At 59.9% G+C, this 24140-nt stretch carries 21 protein-coding genes; 6 read left to right on the top strand and 15 right to left on the bottom strand.

What is annotated here, in order from left to right; genetic code table 11:
* Positions 1–5 precede the first annotated feature (5 nt).
* From ACGHEN_RS02910 to ACGHEN_RS02895, 4 genes are all read right to left on the bottom strand, one after another.
* A complete protein-coding gene (locus ACGHEN_RS02910; protein WP_055250677.1) occupies positions 6–884 on the bottom strand; it encodes a spermidine synthase in 879 nt (292 codons plus the stop codon).
* Positions 885–2792: an elongator complex protein 3 gene (locus ACGHEN_RS02905; RefSeq protein WP_390397237.1), complete on the bottom strand. Its 1908-nt coding sequence runs from the start codon at positions 2790–2792 to the stop codon at positions 885–887.
* A gap of 98 nt (positions 2793–2890) precedes the next feature.
* Positions 2891–3787 (bottom strand): DUF4097 family beta strand repeat-containing protein, encoded by an 897-nt coding sequence (locus ACGHEN_RS02900; RefSeq protein ID WP_390397235.1) that lies wholly within the window; start codon positions 3785–3787, stop codon positions 2891–2893.
* Complete coding sequence (locus ACGHEN_RS02895) at positions 3787–4503, bottom strand: helix-turn-helix transcriptional regulator (RefSeq protein ID WP_342995615.1); 717 nt, start codon at positions 4501–4503, stop codon at positions 3787–3789. The genes ACGHEN_RS02900 and ACGHEN_RS02895 overlap by 1 nt, the downstream gene beginning before the upstream one ends.
* Before the next feature lie 267 nt (positions 4504–4770).
* On the opposite strand from ACGHEN_RS02895, the gene ACGHEN_RS02890 reads away from it, so the two are divergent.
* The 3 genes from ACGHEN_RS02890 to ACGHEN_RS02880 all read left to right on the top strand — a co-directional run bounded on the left by ACGHEN_RS02890 (position 4771) and on the right by ACGHEN_RS02880 (position 9382).
* Entirely contained in the window at positions 4771–5643 is an 873-nt protein-coding gene (locus tag ACGHEN_RS02890; protein WP_390397233.1) for a hypothetical protein, read from the top strand.
* A 119-nt stretch (positions 5644–5762) separates the two neighbouring features.
* A complete protein-coding gene (locus tag ACGHEN_RS02885; protein WP_390397231.1) occupies positions 5763–6602 on the top strand; it encodes a tRNA (guanine(46)-N(7))-methyltransferase TrmB in 840 nt (279 codons plus the stop codon).
* 98 nt (positions 6603–6700) lie between these two features.
* Positions 6701–9382, top strand: a complete 2682-nt coding sequence (locus ACGHEN_RS02880; RefSeq protein ID WP_390397229.1) for a DEAD/DEAH box helicase — start codon at positions 6701–6703, stop codon at positions 9380–9382.
* A 74-nt stretch (positions 9383–9456) separates the two neighbouring features.
* Here the strand turns inward: ACGHEN_RS02880 and ACGHEN_RS02875 are convergent, their stop codons facing one another.
* The 9 genes from ACGHEN_RS02875 to ACGHEN_RS02835 all read right to left on the bottom strand — a co-directional run bounded on the left by ACGHEN_RS02875 (position 9457) and on the right by ACGHEN_RS02835 (position 18765).
* Positions 9457–11214, bottom strand: a complete 1758-nt coding sequence (locus ACGHEN_RS02875) for a DUF2130 domain-containing protein (RefSeq protein ID WP_390397227.1) — start codon at positions 11212–11214, stop codon at positions 9457–9459.
* A 138-nt stretch (positions 11215–11352) separates the two neighbouring features.
* Positions 11353–12117: a ChbG/HpnK family deacetylase gene (locus ACGHEN_RS02870; protein WP_390397225.1), complete on the bottom strand. Its 765-nt coding sequence runs from the start codon at positions 12115–12117 to the stop codon at positions 11353–11355.
* Positions 12118–12195: 78 nt separating this feature from the next.
* Entirely contained in the window at positions 12196–13644 is a 1449-nt protein-coding gene (locus ACGHEN_RS02865; protein WP_390397223.1) for a PTS transporter subunit EIIC, read from the bottom strand.
* Positions 13645–13985: 341 nt separating this feature from the next.
* Positions 13986–14822, bottom strand: a complete 837-nt coding sequence (locus tag ACGHEN_RS02860) for a PRD domain-containing protein (protein WP_390397221.1) — start codon at positions 14820–14822, stop codon at positions 13986–13988.
* Positions 14823–14895: 73 nt separating this feature from the next.
* Entirely contained in the window at positions 14896–15441 is a 546-nt protein-coding gene (locus ACGHEN_RS02855) for a metallophosphoesterase (RefSeq protein WP_390397219.1), read from the bottom strand.
* 66 nt (positions 15442–15507) lie between these two features.
* Positions 15508–15687: a hypothetical protein gene (locus ACGHEN_RS02850; RefSeq protein ID WP_390397217.1), complete on the bottom strand. Its 180-nt coding sequence runs from the start codon at positions 15685–15687 to the stop codon at positions 15508–15510.
* Positions 15688–15705: 18 nt separating this feature from the next.
* Entirely contained in the window at positions 15706–16032 is a 327-nt protein-coding gene (locus tag ACGHEN_RS02845; RefSeq protein WP_390397215.1) for an HIRAN domain-containing protein, read from the bottom strand.
* 123 nt (positions 16033–16155) lie between these two features.
* The gene (locus ACGHEN_RS02840; protein WP_390397213.1) at positions 16156–17535 is read right to left on the bottom strand and encodes an aldehyde dehydrogenase; all 1380 of its coding nucleotides are present in this window, start codon (positions 17533–17535) and stop codon (positions 16156–16158) included.
* A 9-nt stretch (positions 17536–17544) separates the two neighbouring features.
* A complete protein-coding gene (locus tag ACGHEN_RS02835; RefSeq protein WP_390397212.1) occupies positions 17545–18765 on the bottom strand; it encodes an iron-containing alcohol dehydrogenase in 1221 nt (406 codons plus the stop codon).
* A 253-nt stretch (positions 18766–19018) separates the two neighbouring features.
* Here ACGHEN_RS02835 and ACGHEN_RS02830 point away from each other — a divergent pair, with 253 nt between their 5' ends.
* Positions 19019–19582 (top strand): ferritin family protein, encoded by a 564-nt coding sequence (locus tag ACGHEN_RS02830; RefSeq protein WP_390399363.1) that lies wholly within the window; start codon positions 19019–19021, stop codon positions 19580–19582.
* Between the two features lie 72 nt (positions 19583–19654).
* Here the strand turns inward: ACGHEN_RS02830 and ACGHEN_RS02825 are convergent, their stop codons facing one another.
* The gene (locus ACGHEN_RS02825) at positions 19655–21070 is read right to left on the bottom strand and encodes a PLP-dependent aminotransferase family protein (RefSeq protein ID WP_390397211.1); all 1416 of its coding nucleotides are present in this window, start codon (positions 21068–21070) and stop codon (positions 19655–19657) included.
* A 145-nt stretch (positions 21071–21215) separates the two neighbouring features.
* Here ACGHEN_RS02825 and pdxS point away from each other — a divergent pair, with 145 nt between their 5' ends.
* Positions 21216–22106, top strand: a complete 891-nt coding sequence (pdxS, locus tag ACGHEN_RS02820; protein ID WP_022094325.1) for a pyridoxal 5'-phosphate synthase lyase subunit PdxS — start codon at positions 21216–21218, stop codon at positions 22104–22106.
* A gap of 20 nt (positions 22107–22126) precedes the next feature.
* Positions 22127–22714, top strand: a complete 588-nt coding sequence (gene pdxT, locus ACGHEN_RS02815) for a pyridoxal 5'-phosphate synthase glutaminase subunit PdxT (RefSeq protein ID WP_390397208.1) — start codon at positions 22127–22129, stop codon at positions 22712–22714.
* 487 nt (positions 22715–23201) lie between these two features.
* Here the strand turns inward: pdxT and ACGHEN_RS02810 are convergent, their stop codons facing one another.
* The gene (locus ACGHEN_RS02810) at positions 23202–24113 is read right to left on the bottom strand and encodes a hypothetical protein (RefSeq protein WP_035137032.1); all 912 of its coding nucleotides are present in this window, start codon (positions 24111–24113) and stop codon (positions 23202–23204) included.
* Positions 24114–24140: the final 27 nt, after the last annotated feature.

Genomic DNA, 24140 nt, shown 5'->3' with positions numbered 1-24140 from the left:
GAGACTTACTTGTCGTGAAGGACGGTGCCGAGGAAGTCGGTGTCGAAGGGCACAGCTTCGGCAAAGACATAGTCGCCGTCGCTGGCGATGAGCAGGTAGTTCTCCTCGCCGCCGAACTCCGCATCGCCGCATGGGACCACCCAGGCGTGGGCGAATACCTCGAGTGCCGCGGCAACGCAATCGCGCAGGAACGTCACGTCGCTCCCCCTGTTCGCACTCACGATATTGGCAACATAGATGCCTCCGGGGTTCAGGCTGCCTCGCACCAAACGCAATGCCTCAACCGTCGCCAGCTCGCGTACGGGCTCGGCACCGCCAAAGCAATCGCTCACGACCACGTCGTAGCGACGATGACCCACGCTCGTCACGCCCAGATACGAGCGAGCCTCAGCGGTAATCACTCGCAGGCGATCGCCCACAGTGCGCTCCAGCTCGTCCAGGTAGAACCAACGGCGCGCCAGGCGCGTAATCTCGGCATCGTACTCAACGACGTCCATGCGCAAGCTCTCGTGCGACATCAGTGCAAACTTGGGATAGGCAAACCCGCCGCCGCCCAGCATGAGCATACGGTCGATACCATGCCCGTAAGCATCACGCATTGCGTCCTCAGCCTCAAACACGTCGTCAAACGCGCGATAGTACGCAAAGACGGGCTCCGCCCAACGCTCGCCAACGTAGCTTGCGCTTTGGTAAACGCCGCCTTGCACCAATACACGGACTTCGTCGCCGCCCTCATCGTGCACGCGTTTCACACGCGCCAACCCATTGCGGGTTCGCGCAACCTGCAGACAGGCAGCACGGACAGCGACAGCGGCCGCGCCAAGCGCCGCGGCCCCCAGAGCAACGCCGGCAACGACGCCGGCAGAAACACTCGGCTTGTTCATCTAGAGCTCCTTTTGCAGATAAAGGCCATGGTCATAAAATCCAAGATGACGATAGTACTCACGTGTGCCAATCGCGCTAATCACGTTGATACGCGCATAACCCGCATCCCGGGCAATCTCGCACGCACGCTCTACGAGCAAACGACCCAACCCATGATGCTGCGCCGCCTGGCCTTGATCGCCCACGCGCGCCGCCATGCCATACACGTGAACCTCGCGAATCATCGCCTCGTCCGACACCGTCGGCAACTCGCCCGCATGCGCGGCAACAAACGCGCGGTCGGGCAGCGACAGGCGCAAAAAGCCCGCGATTTTGCCCTGCGGTGTCACCCACTGCAAAAAGCGCTCGCGCGTCACCGGCGTCTCGTACGCCACTTCCTCGTCAAGGGTCAACTCGTCCAGGTCGGCGCCCGCCGTGCTGATCTCGCGATAGCGAATCTCACGCACCGTCGCACCGTCACCCCGAGCAGCCAGGCGGTTCTCAACGAGCTGGCGCAGGTTGGGTTTCTTGTTGCCCACCATGATGTCATCGGAGCTAAAGTCGCGGATCATGCGGCTGATGCGGCAGAACGCCGGCGTCACCACGATGTCGTCGGCCAACACATCGAGCAGCTCGTCCTCGGTATAGGGGCGCCACTCGCCACACTCGTAACAGCCCACCAGATGCGAGCCCTCGATGAGCGCGCACGGGTAGACCTTGACCTCGTCGGGCATAAAGGCGCCCTCGGTCATAAAGCGCTCGTAGTCGCGCTTGTCCCCATCAGGCGTGGCGCCCAGCAAGTTGAGCATAAAGTGCGCGTGGATCTTAAAGCCAAACAGGCGCGCGAGCGAAAACGCTCGCTCGATCTGCGCCACCGAAATGCGGCGCTCGTTGATATCGAGTAGATGCTGGTCAAGACTCTGAATACCCATCTGAATCTTGGTGCAGCCCAAGCGGCGGATAAGTGTGAGGGCCTGCGGCGTTACGGCATCGGGGCGTGTCTCGATAACGAGCCCCACCACGCGATGCTTCGCCGTCTCGTTGATGCGCTGCTGACGCTCAAGCTCCTCCATCGTTGCCGTCTGCCACTCGGTGACCTCGCCCCACGGCGTACCGGGGCCGTACAGACGACGCACCGCGCGGTTATAGCCGCCCACGGCAGCATCCACACGCTCCTGCTCGTCGGCAACGCCGGCAGCAAGCTCAGCCTCGTCGGTCGCAATGCCGGCAGCCCGATAGCGCTCGCGGCGCCCCGCTACCACCGGCGGCAGGGCATCGGCGGGCGCGTCATCGAGCAGGCGCCCCGCCTCGGCACGACTGATGCCCGGACGCGCCAACATGGGGTTAGCTGCCACGCCAGCAACGGCGTCATCGTTCAGCGCACGGAAAAGCTCCGACATAAACCACGTTTGATACCCTTGCGGATAGTCGCTCCAGGTGCCACCGAGCACGATGAGCTCGATCTTATCGGTCGCATGACCCATCTGCGAAAGCGCGGTCAGGCGAGCGCTCACCTGCAGATACGGGTCGAAGCAGTTTTGCTCCGCACGGGCGCATGCCGGCTCGGCGTGCAGATAGCTTTTAGGCATGCGCAGGTCGTTGGGGCAAAACAGGCAATCGCCCGAGCACGGCCAGGGCTTGGTGATGACGGTAATGGTCGCCACGCCCGAAGCCGTGCGACGAGGCTTCATGCGTAGCACCTGCAGCAGTTGACGCTCCAGCTCCGCATCGACATTCCATCCAGCCCAACGAGCCGGCTCCTCACGTTTAACCCGCTGGTAGAACGGCAGCAGACGGCGCTTGGCAAAATCGCGTTTGTCGGCACCCTCGCGGCGCGCCTCGGCATGTATCAGTTTGACGAGCGCCTTGTCGTCTACGGTCTCGCCGCAACGCAGGGTCTCAAGTATGTTCAAGATAATCTGTTCCATGCCCCCATTGTAAAGGCAAAGGCGCCGAAGCCCGTCACGGCTCCGACGCCTCCATCAAACAGCGCGTCTATGGTTTATAAGTCTTCGATAACCACCCGTCACTCTGGATTAAACGACATGTCGCCCGAACCGACCTCAAAACGATACGTGGCAGACTTATCGCCGTTGTCGAATTCAAGATTCAATATGGTCTCGCCATCGTAGCCAAGCGGAAGGAAATCGCTCTCGAAGTCGCCGCTGCCCACGGTGAGGCTCGCCTTAAAGCCCGTAGAGCTCGGAACCGTCATCTCCACGTCGCCCGAGCCCACGCTCACGTCCATCGACTTCGCGGGCGCCTGGTAGAGCTCGAACGTCATGTCACCCGAACCGACCTCGGCATTCAGGGTGTCGGTCACGGTGCCCGTAAACTCAACGTCTCCCGAATTCAACGTTATATCCAGATCATGGCACGCAATGTCCGCGACCGCCAGGTCGCCCGACCCTACATTCGCCGTAATGCCCACCAGGCTATCCGCAACATCTCGCGGCAGCTCAATGGTAATTGTGCGGTCAATCGCGCGCTTATCATCGTAGTCGAACTGACTGATCTTGAGCGTAGAGCCCTTGACCTTAGCAAGGTTCCGGGTAGCCGCATCAGAAGCAGACGTTCCCTTCGCAACGCGACCGCTTTCGATAACACGCACCGGGCCGCCAGAGACACATTTAACCTCGACCGTCCCCGACGTCACGTCCAAGTCGAGCGATTGGAACGCGTCGGCATCAAACGTTTCGCTCGAAAGCTGCTGAGGCCGAGCGGAATAGTTACCGCTATCCAAGAGATCATCGTCGTCAAACATATCGTCAAAATCAGACAAATTGCCAAATAGAATACCGGTCGTACGCACCATATCGGAATGAGCCAATAGCCGCGAAATGCCAAAGACAAGCCCAATGATAAGCACAAACGCTCCGATGCCAACGCCCAAGCGTGCCTTGGATTCATGTGAAAGCTTCATCATTCATCACCCTCTTTGGCAATCGGCTCAGCGGTAGTCGCGGTAGCCACGTCAGTATCAACCGAAGCGGAAACATTCCGAGCCCTAGCCGCCACCGGTGCCGGACCAACCTGGATATCCCCACGCGCCCAATCACCATCGAGCGCACGCGCCACCCAGTGATAGATGGGAATCGTAAAGAAGATCAGCGCGGCAAAGGGGCCGGCACCAAAAAGGAACATCAGCAAAAAGAACAGCAGCCAGCACACGGCCCAATACGGGAACGACTGGAAGGGGCCCTTCACCGGAGTCGAGCCAACTGCGCCGCCACTCGTCGCCTGCGCCGTAGCAGCATTGGCGGCCTGTGCACTCCAGCTTGCCGCTTGTGCCGCCTTGGCTGCCGCGTCACTTGCCTGCGTTGCCGCCTCGGTAGCTCGTGCCGCCGCCTCATGAGTGCGTGCGCGCTCTGCTGCCTCGGCCTCGCGCTGACGAGCGCGGTCCTCGTTCTCAAACTCGATATCGTCCTCGATCTCGTCGCTCGGATTGAGCAGCTCGTCCAGGCTCACGCCGTAGAGCTTGGCGAGCGAGATCAGGTTCTCGGTATCGGGCGAGCTCTCCGCGCGCTCCCATTTACTGACCGCCTGGCGCGACAGCCCCAGCTTTCGCGCCAGCCCTTCTTGGCTAAAACCCTTGCTGCGACGAAGGTCGGCGAGCCGCTGCGCAGTTTCTACATTCATGGTTCCTCCTATGTGATGCCAGCCGTACCGCCGGACCGTTTTTGTTCTTAAGGCGCCTTGCACAGTTAAAAATCTATCCGCCACCGCCAAAAGCATGCCACCTATTCTAGTAAGATTTTTGACAACCGGCGGTTGCGGGTGCATATGAGCTGCGGAAATGTGTCCAAACAAAGCAATGACCCGTAGCTTGGTTGTCCCCGTTGCGGCGTTAACGGTAGTATGGTCGTACTGTTTATTCCGCACCGCCAACGGAGGGAGTTCCGCGCCGTGAACCGCGATTTCGCCTCATCGCTCATCCAGCTCAACAACACGTTCTATCGCGAGCACTCCGCCTCCTTTTCCGATACGCGCCAGGCCCCGTGGCCCGGCTGGGTACGCACCATGGATATCGCGCTCGAGCAGCTCGACGTCGCCACGATCGAGCATCCCGTCCGCGTCTTCGATCTTGCCTGCGGCAATATGCGGTTCGAGAACTTTGCCGCCGGCGGCGCACTTGCCGCCAAGGGCGTCGACGGAGCAAACCCCTCGGCAGATGCCAGCTGCCCGTTTGAGTTCTATGGTGTCGACTCGTGCCAAGACCTGGCCATCGATGCGCGCGGCCACGCCCTGCGCATTCCCAACCTGCACTTCCAGGAGCTCGATGTGCTCGATGCCCTCATGAAGCTCAACCCCGCCGAAACACCCGACGTGCTTTTCGACGCCCCGCTCGCCGACATCTCGGTCTGCTTTGGATTTATGCACCACGTGCCGTCGTGTGAGTACCGCGTACGCGTGCTCGACGCCCTGGTGCGCCAGACGCGCCCAGGCGGCATCATCGCCATCAGCTTTTGGGAGTTTATGAACGACGAGCGCATGGCGCGCAAGGCCGTTCGAGCCGAAGCCCGCGCCGAGCTCACCCCGCCGTTTGAGGGTTACGATTCCACGCAGTTTGAAGCCGGTGACCACCTCATTGGCTGGCAAAACGACCGCCACGCCTACCGCTATTGCCATCACTTTGACGATCAGCAGATTACCGACCTGGTGCGCGGCGTCCGTACGTTCTACAAGAGCGGCGAGGTCCCCGTGCGCGAGCTTGAGCGCTTCCATGCTGACGGTCGCAGCGGCGATCTCAACCGCTATGTGATTCTCAAGCGCCTGTAGGCACCGACGACTCGCCGTCGAGCCGCACCGCGTCTTTCGGGCAAACTATGCCCACCCCTTTTTCAACCCATTGACGGAACGCGCGGCCATGCGTTCCATACTTATGACCAAGGAGCCTCATGGGAGCCGTCCACGTTCGCACGCCTAAGAACTTTGTGCTCGAGGAGCGCCTGGAGCGCTACGCCGATGCGATTGAGACGAACCCCGAAATCTATGCCGGAGATTGGCGCGAGGCTTGCGCGCCAGTTGGCAGCAAGCCCTTCGAACACCTTCATCTGGATCTGGGCTGCGGCAAAGGCACCTATCTGGTTGAGCGCGCTCGCCGTGAGCCCGACACGCTCTTTATCGGCATGGACCAGGAGCCCATCTGCATCGCCTATGCCGCACAGAAAATCTGCGAGCAGGAACTGACCAACGCACTCGTTCTGCCCCGAGGCGCCGCATCGCTGCCGCAGCTATTTGCCGCAGGCGAGCTCGATGCCATCACCATTAACTTTCCCACGCCGCAGCCCAAGGCCAAGTACGCCAAAAAACGACTCGTCCATGTCGACCATCTGATGATCTACCGCCCGCTCTTTGCAGCCGGCGCCACCGTCACGCTGCGCACCGACAGCAAGCCATTGCGCGACTACGCCCTGGGGCAGTTCGCCGCGGCAGGCTACGACACACTTTGGGTAAGCGACAACGTCCGCCGCGACCATCCCGAGCACCCCGAGACCGAATATGAATGCCGTACGCGCGAGATGGGTGCCGTCGTCTATGGCATTTGTGCCACACCCGGCGAGAAGCCTACCGAAGAGACACTCGCAGCAGGCCGAGAGCAGGAGCAAAGCCTTGCGTGCTACCTGCCCGATAACCTCGACGAGCTCACCTATGTACCCCTGGGCATGGAAGAGGCCGTCGAGAACTTTAGAAACCGCGCCCGCAAAGGCAAGAAGCGCCTGCCGCAAGAGCACTAACTTCACGCGCCCATTTCCTGCATTTTCTCGCGCGCTGGCACCCCGCGCCGCCGCTACGCCATAATAGTTGGCGGACAATCGCGAGAGAAAGCAAACACATGGCACAGACCACGACAGATACCGCCGCCAGCACCGTCTCCGGCGCCGGCGCCGCCAGCTCATTCTCGGGCGGCACGGGAACCGAAGCCGAGTTTGGCTCGCTCGGCGCGCTCTCCCCCACCTGGTGGGAGCCCGAGGACGGCAGCGAGCCCGAACCGTGGCTTACGCCCGATCAAGCCTTCGAACGCTTCTTTGAATGGACGAGCGATCGCGGCATTGAGTTGTGGGATCACCAAGAAGAGGCCCTCATGGACCTGGCTGCCGGCGATCACGTCATTTTGGGAACACCGACCGGATCGGGTAAATCGCTCGTCGCGCTGGGCATGCTCTTTATGGGCATGGCGCAGGGCAAACGTTGCTATTACACGGCCCCTATCAAGGCCCTGGTCAGCGAAAAGTTCTTCGATCTGGTACAGGTGCTCGGCCGCGATAACGTCGGTATGATCACCGGCGACACGCACATCAACACCAAGGCGCCCGTCATCTGCTGCACGGCCGAAATCCTTGCCAACGATGCACTGCGTGAGGGCAAGGGCGCCGACGTGGGCTGCGTGGCCATGGACGAGTTCCACTACTTTGCCGACCCCGACCGCGGCTGGGCCTGGCAGGTGCCGCTGCTCACCCTGCCCCACACGCAGTTTATGCTCATGAGCGCCACGCTCGGCGATGTCACCGCCATCGCCGCCTCACTCGAGGAGCACACCGGCGCTGCTTGCGACTTGGTTGTCGACGCCCCGCGTCCTGTTCCGCTGAGCTACGACTATGTGACGACCTCCCTCGAGGGCACCGTCGAGCTCGCCATGCGCCGCGGCGAGGCCCCGCTCTATATCGTGCACTTTAGCCAGGATGCCGCCCTTGCGACGGCACAGTCGCTCGCCAATTTTGGCATCGCCAGCAAGGAGCAGCGCGAGGCCATTAAGGATGCTGCCAAGGGAACGAGCTTCTCGACGGCCTTTGGCAAGATTCTCAAGCGCCTGCTTGGATGCGGCGTCGGCGTGCACCATGCTGGCATGTTGCCGCGCTATCGCCTGCTGGTCGAGCGCTTGGCGCAGCAGGGCCTGCTGCCCGTCATCTGCGGCACCGATACGCTCGGCGTCGGCATCAACGTACCCATCCACACCGTGGTGCTCACCGCGCTCACCAAGTTCGATGGCTACAAGATGCGTCGCCTGCGCGCCCGCGAGTTCCATCAGATTGCCGGTCGCGCCGGCCGCTCGGGCTTCGACACCGAGGGCATGGTGATCGCCGAGGCACCCGAGCACGAGATCGAGAATGCCAAGCTTATGGCCAAAGCGGGCGACGACCCCAAAAAACTCCGTAAGATTAAAAAGAAAAAGGCCCCCGAGGGCTTTGTCACCTGGAACAAGCAGACCTTCGAGCGCCTAATCGAGACGCAACCCGAGACGCTCAAGCCGCTCCTGCGCATCACACACTCCATGGTGATTAGCGTGGTCGAGCAGGGCGGCGATGCCCGCGCCCGCGTACACGACCTCATCGAGACGAGCCTGCAGACTCCCGAGGAAAAGGCTAAGCTCGAGGTTCGCGCCGACGAGATCTTCGCCACGCTCATCGATTCCGGCGTCGTCGTTCGCACCGAGGTGCCGCCCGCACCCGACGCCCCGACTGACGCCGCACCAGACATCGACTATGCGCTGACGGTCGATCTGCCCGAGGACTTCGCGCTCGATCAGCCGCTCTCGCCGTTCTTGCTTGCCGCATTGGAGCTGCTCGATCCCGAGAGCGAGACCTATACCATGGACCTGATCTCGATGGTCGAGGCAACGCTCGAGGATCCCAAGCAGGTGCTGCGCGCACAGGAGCGCGCAGCACGCGATCGCGCTATGGCCGAGATGAAGGCCGACGGCATCGAGTATGAGGAGCGCTTGGAGCGCATTCAGGACGTTACGTACGAAAAGCCGCTCGAGGATTTGCTCGACGCCGCTTTTGACAAGTACCGCCAGGAAGTACCCTGGGCAAACGACTACCAGCTCTCTCCCAAGAGCGTTCTGCGCGATATGCTGGAAAGCGCGAGCGATTTTAAGGGCTACATTCAAAAGCTCGGCATCGCCCGCTCAGAGGGCATTTTACTGCGCTACCTGGCAGAGGCCTACCGTTCTCTCGACCGCACCGTACCCATCGAGAAGCGCGACGAGCGCCTGCGCGACATTATCTCGTGGCTGGGCTTTGTGGTGCGCTCGGTGGACTCGAGCCTGGTGGACGAGTGGGAGAACGCCGGCAACCCGGCAGCCCTCGACGCCGCGCCGCCGCAGGGCATCGACGAGGTCGTGGCGGACCGCCGCGGCTGCACGCTGCTGGTGCGCAACGCGCTCTTCCGCCGCGTGACCCTTGCCGCTCGCGAGCATGTTCGCGACCTGGGCGAGCTCGACGACGACTGGGGCATGAGCGAAATCCGCTGGCAAAAAGCGCTCGATGCCTACCATGAGCAGCACGAGGAAATCCTCACCGACGGAGATGCCCGCAGTGCCGCGATGTTTTCCATCGATGAGTCCGACGAGAAGGCTGCACACGTGTGGCACGTGCACCAGATCTTTGCCGACGAGGATGGCGACCACGACTTTGGCATCATGGGCGATGTCGATCTGGACGCCACGCAAGATGGCGGCGAGGTCATCTTCAAAAACTACCGCGTCGGCTTTATCGAGGACCTGCTCGAGAACTAGCCGACCATACTGGAACGAAGCGGGGCCGCTGGCAACATCGCCAGCGGCCCCGCTTTTGCACTATATGCTATGCCTTACTCGGCATCCTCGACCTCATACGAATCCGCCTCGGCTGGCTCATCGTTTGTCTCTGTCGCAGCCCCGCGCGCCTCGTCAAACGCCGTCTTCATGGTCTTGTTGCCCCACGTGAGCTTGCGAATGGTAAGATCGTCGGCCTTCTTGTTGGCCAGGCGCAGGTTGTTCTCGGAAGACAGCAACGCCTCCTTGGTTTTCTGCAGATGGCTAATCGTCTTGTCGATCTCATCGATTGCCGTTTGGAACTTGCGGCTCGCGATCTCGTAGTTGCGGCCGAAATCATTCTTGAACTTTTCCATCTTGGCTTCGAAGTTCGTGACGTCGATGTTCTGCTGCTTGTACTCCGCCAACTCCTGCTTATAACGCAGCGAACCCATGGCAGCGTTGCGAAGAAGCGTGATCATGGGAATGAAGAACTGCGGGCGGATCACGTACATCTTCTCATAGCGGTAACTCACGTCGACGATACCTGCGTTATAGAGCTCGCTCTCGGGCTCGAGCAGCGTGCAAAGCACCGCGTACTCACAGCCTTTCTGGCGACGATCGTGATCGAGTTTCTTAAAGAAGTCCTCGTTTTTATGCTTGGTCGCAGTCTCGTCGTTCTCGTTTTTCATCTCGAACATAATCGAAATGACCTCGTTACCGCTCGCGTCGCACTCGCGGAAGATAAAGTCGCCCTTGGTACCCTCGGACGCATCGTTATCTTTCTCGAAGTACGCGTTAGGGAACGCTGTCATGCGCAGACGGTTGAACTCGGTCTCGCAGTGTTGCTCGAGAGACTCGCCCACCATCTTGGTGGACAGGCGGACCTTCATGTCCTTAAGGCGCTCAATCTCTTCATCCTTGTAGCGAATCAGGTCATCGCTCGCGCGCTTGGCCTGCGCAAGCTCGAGCTCGTGTGCCGCCTTGGCCTGCTCCTCGCGAGAATCGCGCACTGCCAGCTCGCTCGTCAGCTTGGCACGCGCCTCATCGCGCTCTCGCTCCGCCGCGGCGACCGCCTCTGACAGGTTCATTTTTGCCATCAGTTCCTGCTCGCGCAGTTGGGCACGCAGGCCCTCGGCCTCTTGCTCGGACTGTGCCTTTGCGGCAGAAAACCTCTCTTGCACCTTCACGCGATAGTCAGCAAGCGCGCGCTCGGCCTCGCCGCGAGCGGCATCGAGCTCACGCTGCGACTCGGCCGCGGCGGCGGCAAGCGCCATCTCCTGGGCCTTGTCCGCCGCAGAGAGCTTTGCCTGCAATTCGGCAATCTGCGCATCGCGTGCAGCCAAATCGTTTTGAGCAGCATTGCGCGCCGCCGACTCGACGAGCTTGGCTTCGTCATCTTTACGCTCCAGCTGCGCACGCAAATTGTCGATTTTTCGCTGAAGCTCGGCATTCTCCTTTTGAGCGTCGGCACGAGCCTCAACCGCCGCGCGCTGGCTTGCGCTCTCGCGCTCTGCGGCAGCGCCCTCGAGCTTGGCGCGCAGCTCGGAAAGCTCGGCATCGCGCTTGGCAACCTCTTGTGCCAGCTTCTGCTCCGCGGCGTTCTTCTGCTCGACAAGCTGAGCGTTGCGCTGAGACTCTGCCTTTTGCAAGGCAGCCGTCGAACGCGAGCGCTCAAGTTCCAGTGCCTGCTCGCCCTCGCGCTGGACTGCCTTCACACGCTCATCCAGGTCGCGCGAAAACTCGGCATTGCGCACTTGCTTGACGATGTCCGCATAGCCAGACGCATCGACCTTAAAAACTTCGCCACAATGCGGGCACTTGATCTCGTTCATAGCAGCTCCTCGATGGACGCAAATTTCAACCGACTACACTCTACCGCGCCGCACGGACAAAAAGGCGCCGCCGCCAGAATGGCAACGGCGCCAGAACCACCACAAAGGTGCCTGTCCCCTTTGTGGTGGCATGGGTCACTACAGGTCGCGATAGTCGACCAGGCGAAGATCAGGTTGAGACCCGAGCCAAGCGCGCAGCTCAGGGTCGATCAGCGCGTCGACTTCCTTGGTACGATCGGTCGTAAGCGAGCTGTTCTCGAGGATAAACCGATCGAGATAGCCCGGGTGGCACACAAAGACGACCGTCTCGCCGTCGGACATCTCGCGAACCGTCTGCATAATCGAGTCCTTGGGTTCGTAGCCCGGCTCCATCGAATGCATCACCATGCGCAGATCAGTATTTCCGCAACGCACCACCGCCGTGGGGTCGAAGCTCGCCTTTTGCTCCTTAAGGCCCAGCTCCTGGGCAACCGCCGAGATCGCTCGGTTAAGGTTTTCGCTCATGACGGCATGGGCCTCAAAGTAATCGGGCTCGCGGCCCACAATCTCGACAAAACGGTCGTGCTGTGCGCGGATCTCGATGCAGGCCTCGTCGAAGTCTATCAGCTCCTCACCGCGCTTAAAATGCTCACGGAAGGTACGGCTGCTATGGAACTCGCCGCTCTCGTTGAGCATGCTCGGGATGAGCGCCGGATCGGCGCACGGCTTGCCCAGGCACACGTTGGTATGCTGGCCCACTGCAATATCGGCATCCGCCACGAGCGACCACCCACGCTCGGCCTCGGGCATATTAGGCATAAGGCCCGCCGAGCGCACCAGGCCCTCGTTGACGCTTCGGGCAATCCCCAGGTCAACAGCATACGAATAACCGATATCATCGGCACGAATAAGCAATTGCTTCATAACGACTCCAATCTATGGAAAGGGGCACTTGGAGTGTAGCCAAGTGCCCCAGGTAATTATCCTACCTAAACAGATGTCTTAAGCCTTAGCGGCAGCAACATCTTCCTCGAGCTGATCCTTGCTAAAGCCAAAGAGGTAGGCGATGGCAGCGGCGGCAACAAATGCAGCGCCCGATGCAACGCAACCCCAGACGAGATTAGCCGTTCCGCCGGCAACAAAGCCGGTGACGCCCAGAATATTGGTCGCGCCCAGAACATACGTTGTCACATTGGTGAGGGCTGCGATCAAACCGCCGATAGCACCGCCGGCAACCATGGCGCCCAGGCAGCGAGTGTACTTAAAGCCACAGCCATACAGTGCGGGCTCCGTCACGCCGCCCACGATACCGGAGAGCGAGAAGCCGAGCATGGCGCCCTTCTCGTCGGTCTCCTTAAGGCGCAGGAAGGCACCGAAGGCCATGCCCCACGTAGCGAACTGAGAGATACCGGCCGCGACCATAACGCAGGAGTCGGAGCCCAGGGTGAGCAGCTGCACAATACCAAGGGCAAGCAGGACCTGGTGCATACCGGTCATAACTAGGAACTCCCAAAGTGCGGCAATGACGACGAGGGAGAGGATGGTGACGATGCCGCCGGCGTTACCGAGACCGAACATAAAGTTGCCGACCATGCTGCCCAGGATGGAGCCAATCGGAGCCAAAGCGCACAGCGAAACGGGAATCATGACGGCCATGGTGCCCACGGGTACAAACACCGTAGAGAGCATGTCGGGAACGACCTTCTTCATGAACTTCTCGACGACCATAAGCACCGGCATGGACAGAACCATGGGGAGCACGGTGGAGGAATAGTTGTTCAGCTGGGCCGGCAGTACGCCGTAGACCATGGTGGTCGTTACGCCCGAATCCGCCGCAGCGTTGACCAACGTCATGAACTCAGGAGCAATGAGCACACCGCCGAGCATCATGCCGAGTGGCTGGCTGCAGCCAAGCTGCTTCGCAGCAGCCCAACCCAAATAAACGGGAAGGAAATAATAGCCAGCGTTATAAATCCAGTTGTAGAAGAAGTTGTAGATGTCGGAGTCGGCAGACCAAATACCGAGCATGCCGTCACCGCAAACCACGGCGATGGTACGGAACATGGCAGCGCCCATGATGATGGGGATCGTCATGACCATGGTCTTGGAGAGATAGTTGAGGATCTTGTTGCCCACAGTCTTGAGCGTCAGCGGCTCCTTGGTGCCGCTATCGAGGTTCTCGTCAATGGAGCCTTCGCCTTTAACTCCCAGCGCAATGGCGGCGTCGTAGACCTTCGGTACGTTCTGGCCAATGATGACCTGATACTGGCCGCCAGACCACTGTGCGCCCAGTACACCCTTGATCTTCTTAACTTCATCGTCATTGGGGATGGACTGATCCTTGAGGTTCAGACGCAAGCGGGTCATGCAGTGCGTCACGTTCGTCACATTGGAGGCGCCGCCGACGGCAGCAAGCACATCCTCGGCAATCTTCTTGTTATCGACAGCCATGTCGAATCCCTTCTCTTCCAACTAAAGGTCTGTGGGGCTTCACAGCATCAAGACGCACGATTCCGCTCGCGCCTGCGCAGCGCGCGACGCCCGTTGGCAAGAGATTTCATTGCATGTGATTCCCGGGTGGATCGACATGAAAAAAGCCCCACGCACAACCGACGGAGACCCAATAATGGCCTCGACAGAATCGGTAGTGCCTCTCGGAGCTGCACCGTGAGTAACACCCAACACACGGCGAGTATATGCGGCAGATACGTTTACTGTGGCTCAGATTGCCGACAAACGGTAGGAAACGACCCGCGAACGGTCACTATGACGGAAATAAAACGCCAGAGAACCTATTTATTCAAGCTTGCAGGAGCCACGCGATTCACGTGCATGATCAGATAGACGAGCTCTTCTTGGGCCAATGGCTCGCCAAAGGCCTCTTGAATCAGAGCGTCAATACGATGAGCGCAGCGCGATGCCGCAGGATATTGCTCCACGAGCACGTCGTAAAGACCTGAGTTCTCGGTGTCAATCGGCTCTTTCTTTGCCACGCGATCGAGCAGATAGCGCACATGGGTGGCAAAGCGAGTAAAAGCAAACGACGAGCGATCGACCGTCACGCCCAACTCTTCCTGAATAATCGCAACCGTCATATCGAGAAGATGTTCCTCGTGCTGCTCGGCAAGTACACGCCGCTCGCTCGGCTTAATCGCCGCATTGATAATCGACATGGCGATACCCGCGGCCTCACTCTGGGGCATGCGAACGGCAAAAATTTTCTTAATGCCGCGAACGGCTAGCTCGCCCAATCGATACTCAATAGGATGCAGCTGCTCCAGATCGCGCTTGAGCGGCAACGACACCACCATATGTTCACGGGCGCGCTTAATGGCAAACTGGATATGATCTGCCAGCGTAATGGGCAGATTAGGACTCAATTCGTACGAAAGCTGTCCGGTCGCAATATCTGCCAGCTGAGCAGAAAACTCAAGCACCTCGGGGTCGACCTCGTCGATGAACGCCAGATACTTTGAATCGATGCCGTAAAAGGTGCGCGTGACGACGTCCAGGTCGACCTCGTGCGGCATGTCGCCAAAGCCGATGCCGCGACCCAACGCGATGAGCTGGCGCCCCGCTCCGTCTTCGCAGATGGCAGCGTTGTGGTTAATGCGCTGGATAGCCCTCATGGAATCATCGCTCCTACTAAAACGCACCGTGTAGACCATCCACACGGCGCGTTTATTCTACCTGCACTTGCAGCTACAGTCCAAAGAAGCTCAAGATCTGGTCTCGGCTTACGGGCTTGTAATCGTTGGCATCGAGACCGACATCGTAGCGGAAGATGGGGCGTTCGCGATCGCGGTTGCGCGCGTTGGTACGGTCTCCCCTGCTGTGGATATGCCCGTGCAGCATGATGGCGCCACGCGCCTTGCCATTCCAACTGAGCATGGGGTAGTGGCTCATAACCAGACGGTGGCCCTTGGCATAGCCGGGAGCAATCTCCAGGTAATCGCGCACGTCTTCCCAAATCTGCGGTGCGCCAGGATCTCCCCAGTCGCCGTCATGGTTGCCACGGATGAGAGTCACGTTCTGGCATTCGATGCGCTCGCGCAAGCGCACCGCCTCCGCCATGGGCAAGCGATACGTAAAGTCTCCCAGGATATAGAGACGGTCGTCCGCCGCCACGCACTCATTGATGGCATCGATGACCTTGCGGTTCATCTCCTCGACCGAGCCAAACGGCCGGTCCATGTCGTGCAAGATATTCGTATCGCCCAGGTGCAGGTCGGCGGTAAACCACATCATCGTCTCTGTCCTCATTTCGCAATGCGTCTAACACGTGCCTAGTATACAGACGCTTTGGCGCGGCGGTTAGCCAAAGAGCCCACCGAACAGGCCCCGGCGGCGCTTGTCTTGCTTTTTCGACGCGTCACCCCGGGCGTTCTTGTCCTGGCGCTTCTTACGATCCTGCTCCAACTCATCGTCATCGAGTAGCATATCCCACTCAAACGGATCGTCTGCCAGATCGAACAGATCATCGCCATCAAACATGGCCGCCTCCCTTGCCGATTAGCGAGCGTCCACCACGTAGAGGCCAACGCGCACCTGATGCCACGGGCTGCGCTCGGGAGCAACCTGCTGCACGCGGACCTCAAATACGTCCTCATGGCCGTAATACATCATCAAGGACAGCGGGCCGACCTCGTTTCCCGGAACATAGCCAAGTTTGGTCTTGCCATAGTAGATCGCAACCGCCTCGGGATCATGGGGATTATCGCGCTCGGCGCACAGCGTCAGTTTATCGCCCGCTTTAAGATCGCCTAGGACCAAAGCGCCGTCGGCATACTGAAATCCCGCAATATGAAACGACAGAAGAACACGCGAAGGCTCGTACATGGCAACTCCTCTAACGGCCGGATAAACCGGCGCTTAACCTTATTGAGAAGTCTACGAGCTCGTGCGGACACAAATTCATCCTGTCTGCGTCTTTTCGACCGTTTGTCCTTACGCCATCTGATTCTAATGCACAAACATGCGCACGAACTTGTGCTTCCAGCTTGCGTAAGGAGCATAGCGGAATGGCACGTCCAGCCAGGTTGCCTTGTTCACGATGCTCTTCTTGTGGCTAAACGTATCGAAGCTCTCGCGGCCATGGTACTGCCCCATACCGCTCGCACCCATGCCGCCAAAGCCCATATGGCTCGTGGCCAAATGCATGATGGTGTCGTTGACACAGCCGCCACCAAAAGGCACGTAACGCACAAAACGCTGCTGAACTGCGCGATCCTGGCTAAAGATATACAGGGCCAGCGGCGTCGGGCGATTCGTAATGAATGCCTCGGCCTCATCCAAGCTCTCAAACGACAGCACCGGTAAGATGGGACCGAAAATCTCCTCCTGCATTACGGCGTCCTCAGGCGCCACGCCGTCTAGAATTGTCGGCTCAATCTTGAGCGATGACTCGCGCGCTGTGCCTCCCAGCACAACCTTATAGGGATCGATCAGCCCGCGCACGCGCGCAAAATGCTTGGCGTTGACGATATGGCCGTAATCCTCGTTATCGAGCGGATGCTCGCCAAACATACGGTGGGCCTCTTCCTTGATGAGCCCCAGCAGCTCGTCGTGCACGCTCGTATCGACCAGCAGGTAGTCGGGCGCCACGCAGGTCTGCCCCACGTTGAGCCATTTACCAAAGGCGATGCGCCGTGCCGCGACCTTCAAGTTTGCCGTCGCATCCACGATGCAGGGACTCTTTCCGCCCAGCTCAAGCGTCACGGGCGTAAGGTTTTTACTTGCGCGCTCCATGACGAGCTTGCCGACCGGAACGCTACCGGTAAAGAAAATCTTGTCCCAGCACTCGTCGAGCAGCGCTTCGTTTTCGGCGCGCCCGCCCTCGACAACCGTCACCAGGCGCGGATCAAATGCCTCTTCACAGATTTGCTTGAGCACCGCGCTCGATGTCGGAGCATAGGCGCTCGGCTTGATGACCACGGTATTGCCCGCGGCAAGAGCGCCGGCGAGCGGCTCGAGCGTTAGCAAAAACGGGTAGTTCCAGGGCGCCATGATGAGCGTGACGCCATAGGGCACGGCTTGCGTTTTGCACACACTCACGGCGTTGGCAAGGTCACACGGACGCAGGCGCGGACGACTCCATCGAGCCACATGAGCGATCTGATGACGAATCTCGGAAAGCGACGTGCCGATCTCGCACATATACGCCTCGTCATGCGACTTTCCCAAATCGGTCTTGAGCGCATGGGCAATATCGGCCTCGTGCGCCCGTACCGTATCGCGTAAACTCACGAGCGCGCGGCGTCGAGCATCGACATCAAACGTGGCGTGCGTCTTAAAGTAGGTGCGCTGATCGCCGACGATGCGCGCAATTTCCTCGGTGTTCATGGCACCCTCCTAGTTCTCGTCCTCAAACATACCACCCGCGACGACCTCGTACATACGCTCGAGCTCCAAACGGTCCATCAAAAGCGGAACGGGGTACAGGGGATTGGCCTCGGCATCGGCATGCACCGCCATCTGCGGAATGTCGGAGCGGCGAATGCCCGAAACATATTTGGGAATGTCCAAGGCGGCATTCATTCGATCGACCCAATCGATAAAGGCCTCGGCCGCCAGGCTGTCCTGCGCGTCAACCGGCGCGATACCGGCCATGCGGGCGAGATCGGCGAGCTTTGGAGCAGCAGTTTCGCCATAGGCGCGAAGCATATGCGGCAGGATGATGGCGTTGGCCAAGCCGTGCGGAATCCCGTAACGCCCGCCTAGACTGTGTGCGATGGCATGAACGTATCCAACATAGGAGCGCGTAAAGGCAACACCCGCCTTATACGCCGCCGAAAGCATATTGCGGCGCGCACGCATGTTGTCGCCGTGCTCATAGGCCTCGAGCAAATTGTCGTGGATGAGCTGCACCGCCTGTCGCGCCATCTTGCGCGTATAGGGCGTAGTGCTTCGCCCGATAAAGGCCTCGACGGCATGCGTCAGGGCGTCCATGCCCGTCTGCCCCGTAATGGAGGCGGGCAGACCGCGCGTAAACTCGGGGTCGTGCACCGCAAAGCGCGGGATGAGCACAAAGTCGTTAATGGGGTACTTGTAGTGCGTCTCGTCATCGGTAATTACCGCCGCAAGCGTGACCTCGCTTCCCGTGCCTGCCGTGGTGGGAACGGCGATGAGCAGCGGCAGGCGACGATGAATCCGCAGCAGGCCGCGCATCTTGTTGATGGGCTTGTTTGGCTGCGCGATACGTGCTCCCACGCCCTTGGCACAGTCCATGGCCGAGCCACCGCCAAAGCCGATAATGGCCTGGCAGGCGCTCTCTCGATACAGGGACGCCGCTTCCTCCACATTTGAGACCGTGGGATTCGCTGATGTTTTGGCATAGACCGCAGCGCCAATTCCCTTGGACGCGAGCGCTGTCTCGAGCGGTGCCGTGAGCCCCAGACGGGCAATGCCGGGATCCGTCACGATAAGAACCCGCTGTATCGAACGCTCTTGAAGCACTGTGGGCACATCCTCAGCGTGTTCCAGAATGCGTGGCTCGGTATAGGGCAGCAACGGCAATGCGATGCGAAAAACCGTTTGATACGTTCGGCACCAGGCGCGGCGGGCTAGATGCATAAAGGAAACACCCTCATTTGTTGATTGGTCAACATTTGCTCGACCGATTGTACTCAGCGGCGGTCAAAGACGGCCTGCTAATCGTTAATCAATCAACATCTTCATATCTCAAAATTGTTTTATTAAAAATCATTCCTAATAGGCTTCACTTTCAGTCTCATTTATGGATAATAGAACTCGTCAAGACGCACGTCCGGAGAGGGCCCTTATGGGACCGGGCGAGCGCACCATCGCCATCGATCGAAAGGATCGAATCATGAAGTTTGTTTGCCCCGTTTGCGGTTATGTGGAAGAGTTCGACGGCGACCAGCTGCCCGAGGACTTCAAGTGCCCCCAGTGCGGCGTTCCCGGTTCTCGTTTCCTGAAGCAGGAGGAGGGCCAGTTCGAGTGGGCTGCCGAGCACGTCGTGGGCGTCGCCAAGATGGAGGGCGTCTCCGAGGACATCGTTGCCGACCTGCGCGCCAACTTTGAGGGCGAGTGCTCCGAGGTCGGTATGTACCTGGCCATGGCTCGCGTCGCTCATCGCGAGGGCTATCCCGAGATCGGCCTGTACTGGGAGAAGGCTGCCCACGAGGAGGCAGAGCATGCCGCCAAGTTCGCCGAGCTCCTGGGCGAGGTCGTGACCGACTCCACCAAGAAGAACCTCGAGATGCGCGTTGAGGCCGAGAACGGCGCCACCGCCGGCAAGACCGATCTCGCCAAGCGCGCCAAGGCCGCTGGTCTCGATGCCATCCACGACACCGTGCACGAGATGGCTCGCGACGAGGCTCGCCACGGCAAGGCTTTCGCCGGCCTGCTCAAGCGCTACTTTGGCTAAGCCAACCGCCTGAGACATAACCTCTAGCTCGATGAGGCCCGGACCGTATTGGTTCGGGCCTTTTTCGTGGGCTTATTGCAGCTGTTCTTGAAGAACGATGAGCGACTGAGGGCTCAGGTCGTCGTATTGAATGAGGACGCAAGATGGAGCGCTCTTAGTCGATGCCCGATCACCCGGCCACAGGCAATCGGCGATGTTGACATAGGAAATACGAGCGTCAGCAAGAGCCTTCGCGAAACTCTTCCCCGCTCCGTCCTCGGACAGGGCAACGGTGCAGTAAAGGCCCGCGTCTGCATGCTCGATTGAGACCTCCCCCGTCGGAAACGCTTTCCGCACAAGCGCCGTCAGGCTATCACGCGCCTCACGAGCACGAACGCGCACGCGGTTCACATGTCGCTCGTAATCACCCGATTCCAGCAAACGCGCCAAAGCGACCTGGTCAACAGAGCTCACCGACGAGGCGTAAAAACCAAGGTTGCACCTAAACCGCTCCATTAGCTCATCGGGCAACACCATGTACGCTAGGCGCAATGCCGATGACAGGCTCTTCGAAAACGTGTTGGTGTAGATAACCGACTGGGCGGCATCGATCGACGCAAGCGCAGGAATCGGCTTGCCGGCAAGGCGAAACTCACAATCAAAGTCATCTTCGATGAGATACCGACCTGGTCGCTCGGCGGCCCAGCTCAGCAGCGCATATCGGCGCGCGATGCTCGTCACCAGGCCGGTTGGATACTGATGAGACGGCATCAGGTGAAGGACATCGGTCCCGGTTTTCTGCAGAGCGCTCAAGTCCACGCCCTCATCATCCAACGGGATATGTCGAACTTTGCAGCCCATAGCCTGATAGATGCGCGTCAGGCGCAAATAGCCCGGGTCCTCAATGGCATACACCTTGTCCGCGCCAAGCAGCTGAACCAACATGGCATCGAGCAACTGGGCGCCTGCACCGATAACGATGTTGTCGGGGTCGACATTCATACCCCTTGTCCCGCGCAGATGGTGAGCAATTGCGCGTCGTAGCCGAGCGGTGCCCTGCGCGGGCGCGGGCGAGAAGATTTCGCGCTCGTCTTCGGATGCCAGCGTCGCCCGCAGTGCGCTTTGCCAAAGCCGCGCCGCCTCCAAAGCGGAAGGAGAGAGCGCATCGAATCGCTCGACCTGTCCGTTGGCATCATGCGCGCTAGGACCCACAGAGACGGCATCTCGGTCGATGTTCCCTGTAGCCAAAGGCAAAACCGGTGCATCAGGAAGCTCGCAAGCGTAGTAGCCACGCCGCGGCTTTGAGCAAATATAACCCTCGGCAAGTAACTGGCTATATGCATTCTCGATGGTAATGACACTGATTCCCAGATGACTGGCAAAGGCGCGCTTAGACGGAAGATGTTCCCCCGCCGCAATGCGTCCAGCTACGATATCATCTCGAATTTGCTGGTAAACATACTCATAGAGCGATGCTTCGCCGCGTTTTTCCAAATTGTAGTCAAGCATGAGTTTACCACCTGACCTTATCGAGCTGTTCAGTCTGATATTAGTCTGACCTTGTTATTATCTCGAAAACTGAGTATTTCGCCATACCCAGCTCCCCGATAGGATGTTCCGTCAAGCAATGCACATGCCAACCAAGGGAGCAACCATGGCAGAACAGACCAGCAAGGCCGATCGCGTCAAACTCAACCGCGAGCTCGCGCAGATGCTCAAGGGCGGCGTCATCATGGACGTCACCACGCCCGAGCAGGCACGCATCGCCGAAGAGGCGGGCGCCTGCGCCGTCATGGCACTCGAACGCATCCCGGCCGACATCCGTGCCGCAGGCGGCGTCTCGCGCATGAGTGACCCCAAGATGATCAAGGGCATTCAAGAGGCCGTCTCCATCCCCGTCATGGCCAAGTGCCGCATCGGCCACATTGTCGAGGCGCAGGTCCTGCAGGCCATCGAGATCGATTACATCGACGAGTCCGAGGTTCTCTCCCCCGCCGACGATGTCTACCATATCGACAAGACCCAGTTTGACGTGCCGTTTGTCTGCGGTGCCCGCGACCTGGGCGAGGCGCTGCGCCGTGTTGCCGAGGGTGCCACGATGATCCGCACCAAGGGCGAGCCAGGCACGGGCGACGTCGTCCAGGCTGTACGCCACATGCGCAAGATCCAAAAGCAGATCCGCGACGTTGTTGCTCTGCGCGATGATGAGCTCTTTGAGGCAGCCAAGCAACTGCAGGTTCCGGTCGAGCTAGTACGCGAGGTCCATGCCACGGGCAAGCTTCCCGTGGTGAACTTTGCCGCCGGAGGCGTAGCGACCCCCGCCGACGCCGCGCTGATGATGCAGCTGGGCGCCGAGGGCGTCTTTGTCGGCTCGGGCATCTTTAAGAGCGGCGACCCCGCCAAGCGCGCAGCCGCCATCGTCAAGGCCGTGGCCAACTTCACCGACGCCAAGCTCATCGCCGAGCTTTCGGAGGACCTGGGCGAGGCCATGGTGGGCATCAACGCCGATGAGATCGAGATTATCATGGAGGAGCGCGGGCGCTAGTCCGGCAGAAAGGATCGCACATGAGCGATTATGCAGACCAGACGGTCGCCGTGCTGGCGGTCCAAGGCGCTTTTGCCGAGCACGAGGCAAGACTATCCGAGCTGGGCGCACACTGTATTGAGCTGAGGCAGGCGGCCGATTTGCAGCAGAACTTTGACCGCCTGGTCCTTCCCGGCGGCGAGTCCACCGTTCAGGGCAAGCTACTTGCCGAACTCGGTATGCTCGAGGGGCTTCGCACCCGCATTGTTGAAGGCATGCCTGTATTGGGAACTTGCGCCGGCTTGATTCTGCTGGCGCGCGACCTTGCCGCCCACGACGATAAGGGGACGCCGCGCCTGGCAACCATGGATGTACTCGTTGAGCGTAATGCCTATGGCAGACAGCTCGGCAGCTTTCACACCAAGGGGCAGGTAGACGGCATCGACGGTGAAGTGCCATTAACATTTATCCGTGCGCCCCGCATCGTCGAGGTGCACGGCGACGCCAAGGCCTTGGCCGAAGTCGATGGCCGTATCGTCGCCGCCCGTCAAGACAAACAGCTCGGTGTCACCTTCCACCCCGAGCTCGACGACGACACCCGCCTCCACGAGCTCTTCCTCCAAATGTAGGCAGAAATCAAACGAGCGTGGATTTTCGGACGCATAGCAAATGAGAGTGGATAATCTCCCACTTTGAGCTCGAATGCAGACTCAAACCGGGAGATTATCCACTCTCATGCTATGTAGTCGTTGGGGATGTTCTTAAACGACTAGTCAAACAAGAACGTTCCCAACGACTACATTGCGATAGACGGCCACGTTTGCCCAGATAAAACCGACCAAAATAAACTTGTCCCCCTTTTGGTAGGTTTGGATCAAGGCAACGCCGATATTTTGGTACCGACAGCGAAAACCCGCCAGAGCGAGGGAGGCCCTTTTGGGGCGAGATGACGCCATAGGTTGAGCATAAGTCAGCGAGCGGGTCGCATTTGAGACAAGGTGGCGTGAAACGAAAGGGCGCTGACCTTCTGGTCGCGCCCTTGAAGTTGAACGTCAGATTGTCCAAATGCGGCCCGCGCAGCGTCGGCCCGTTACGGCGTTTGGTAAAACGCCGTAACTAAAAACGGTTGCCGCGGAAGCCGCCACCGTTGCGGCCACCGCGATCGCCGCCACGGCCACCGCGGTCGTTACCACGGTTGCCGCCAAAGCCGCCACGGTTGCCGCCGCGGTCGCCATAGCCACCACGGTTGCCGCCAAAGCCGCCGCGACCGCCACGGTCGCCGCCACGGTCACCAAAGCCGCCGCGGCCACCGCGATCGCCACCGCGACCGCCACGGTCGCCGCCACGGCCACCGCGATCGCCAAAGCCGCCGCGACCGCCACGGTCGCCGCCACGGCCACCGCGGTCGTCACGGCCGCCGCGAGGACCGCGGTCCTCGTCCAGGCCCATGGCGACGAGCGGAGCGATAACCTTATCGAGAGCGGCCATCAGCTCGGTAGCCTCCTCGTAAGAAAGCTCGGGCAGGAGCTTCTCCTTCTTGTTGGCAAGCTCGACCAGGCCCTCAGCGGCATCCTCGGCAGCGAAGACGACGATCTTGCGCATATCGCCCTCGGCGTCGTCGATGCGGCCGACCAGATCGGCAGCCTCGGCCTCGGCCATCAGGCCATCGAGCTCACGAAGGCGCATACCCAGCAGGTCGGACATTTCCTTCTGCTCCATCTTGGGCTTGAGGTCAAGAAGCTTGATGGCGCGCTCGATGTTCGCCATGCGCTCGGCCTTGGCCTCCTCCTCCTTGGAAATAGCAAAGCGACGGCTACGCAGCAGGCGGGCGGCCTTCTGCATCTTGTCCATCAGCTCTTCGTCATCGTAATCAACGGCGGCCTCGACAACCTCGGCCTCCTCCTCGGCGGAAACCTCGTCAGCAGCCTCAACCTCGGCAGCTTCGGTCTCCACGGTCTCGACTGCCTCGACCTCGGCAGCCATGGTCTCGTTCTCGGTCTCGTTCATGATCTCCTCGTTCTCAGACATGAGACTCCTTCTTGGCCCTCTCGGGCA

This window comes from Collinsella sp. i06-0019-1H4 (assembly GCF_042849575.1).
Classification (GTDB): domain Bacteria; phylum Actinomycetota; class Coriobacteriia; order Coriobacteriales; family Coriobacteriaceae; genus Collinsella.
The sequence above is the reverse complement of the archived record's forward strand: the minus strand, read 5'-3'. Positions and strand labels throughout refer to the sequence as shown.

Excerpts from the sequence above, each read along its gene's own strand:
- ACGHEN_RS02905 (WP_390397237.1), bottom strand. The coding sequence starts at position 2,792 with ATGGAACAGATTATCTTGAACATACTTGAGACCCTGCGTTGCGGCGAG.
- ACGHEN_RS02875 (WP_390397227.1), bottom strand. The coding sequence starts at position 11,214 with ATGAACGAGATCAAGTGCCCGCATTGTGGCGAAGTTTTTAAGGTCGAT.
- ACGHEN_RS02880 (WP_390397229.1), top strand. The coding sequence starts at position 6,701 with ATGGCACAGACCACGACAGATACCGCCGCCAGCACCGTCTCCGGCGCC.
- ACGHEN_RS02840 (WP_390397213.1), bottom strand. The coding sequence starts at position 17,535 with ATGAACACCGAGGAAATTGCGCGCATCGTCGGCGATCAGCGCACCTAC.
- ACGHEN_RS02860 (WP_390397221.1), bottom strand. The coding sequence starts at position 14,822 with ATGAGGGCTATCCAGCGCATTAACCACAACGCTGCCATCTGCGAAGAC.
- ACGHEN_RS02895 (WP_342995615.1), bottom strand. The coding sequence starts at position 4,503 with ATGAATGTAGAAACTGCGCAGCGGCTCGCCGACCTTCGTCGCAGCAAG.
- ACGHEN_RS02835 (WP_390397212.1), bottom strand. The coding sequence starts at position 18,765 with ATGCATCTAGCCCGCCGCGCCTGGTGCCGAACGTATCAAACGGTTTTT.
- pdxT (WP_390397208.1), top strand. The coding sequence starts at position 22,127 with ATGAGCGATTATGCAGACCAGACGGTCGCCGTGCTGGCGGTCCAAGGC.
- ACGHEN_RS02850 (WP_390397217.1), bottom strand. The coding sequence starts at position 15,687 with ATGTTTGATGGCGATGATCTGTTCGATCTGGCAGACGATCCGTTTGAG.
- ACGHEN_RS02825 (WP_390397211.1), bottom strand. The coding sequence starts at position 21,070 with ATGCTTGACTACAATTTGGAAAAACGCGGCGAAGCATCGCTCTATGAG.
- ACGHEN_RS02845 (WP_390397215.1), bottom strand. The coding sequence starts at position 16,032 with ATGTACGAGCCTTCGCGTGTTCTTCTGTCGTTTCATATTGCGGGATTT.
- ACGHEN_RS02855 (WP_390397219.1), bottom strand. The coding sequence starts at position 15,441 with ATGATGTGGTTTACCGCCGACCTGCACCTGGGCGATACGAATATCTTG.
- pdxS (WP_022094325.1), top strand. The coding sequence starts at position 21,216 with ATGGCAGAACAGACCAGCAAGGCCGATCGCGTCAAACTCAACCGCGAG.
- ACGHEN_RS02870 (WP_390397225.1), bottom strand. The coding sequence starts at position 12,117 with ATGAAGCAATTGCTTATTCGTGCCGATGATATCGGTTATTCGTATGCT.
- ACGHEN_RS02900 (WP_390397235.1), bottom strand. The coding sequence starts at position 3,787 with ATGAAGCTTTCACATGAATCCAAGGCACGCTTGGGCGTTGGCATCGGA.
- ACGHEN_RS02865 (WP_390397223.1), bottom strand. The coding sequence starts at position 13,644 with ATGGCTGTCGATAACAAGAAGATTGCCGAGGATGTGCTTGCTGCCGTC.
- ACGHEN_RS02885 (WP_390397231.1), top strand. The coding sequence starts at position 5,763 with ATGGGAGCCGTCCACGTTCGCACGCCTAAGAACTTTGTGCTCGAGGAG.
- ACGHEN_RS02810 (WP_035137032.1), bottom strand. The coding sequence starts at position 24,113 with ATGTCTGAGAACGAGGAGATCATGAACGAGACCGAGAACGAGACCATG.
- ACGHEN_RS02910 (WP_055250677.1), bottom strand. The coding sequence starts at position 884 with ATGAACAAGCCGAGTGTTTCTGCCGGCGTCGTTGCCGGCGTTGCTCTG.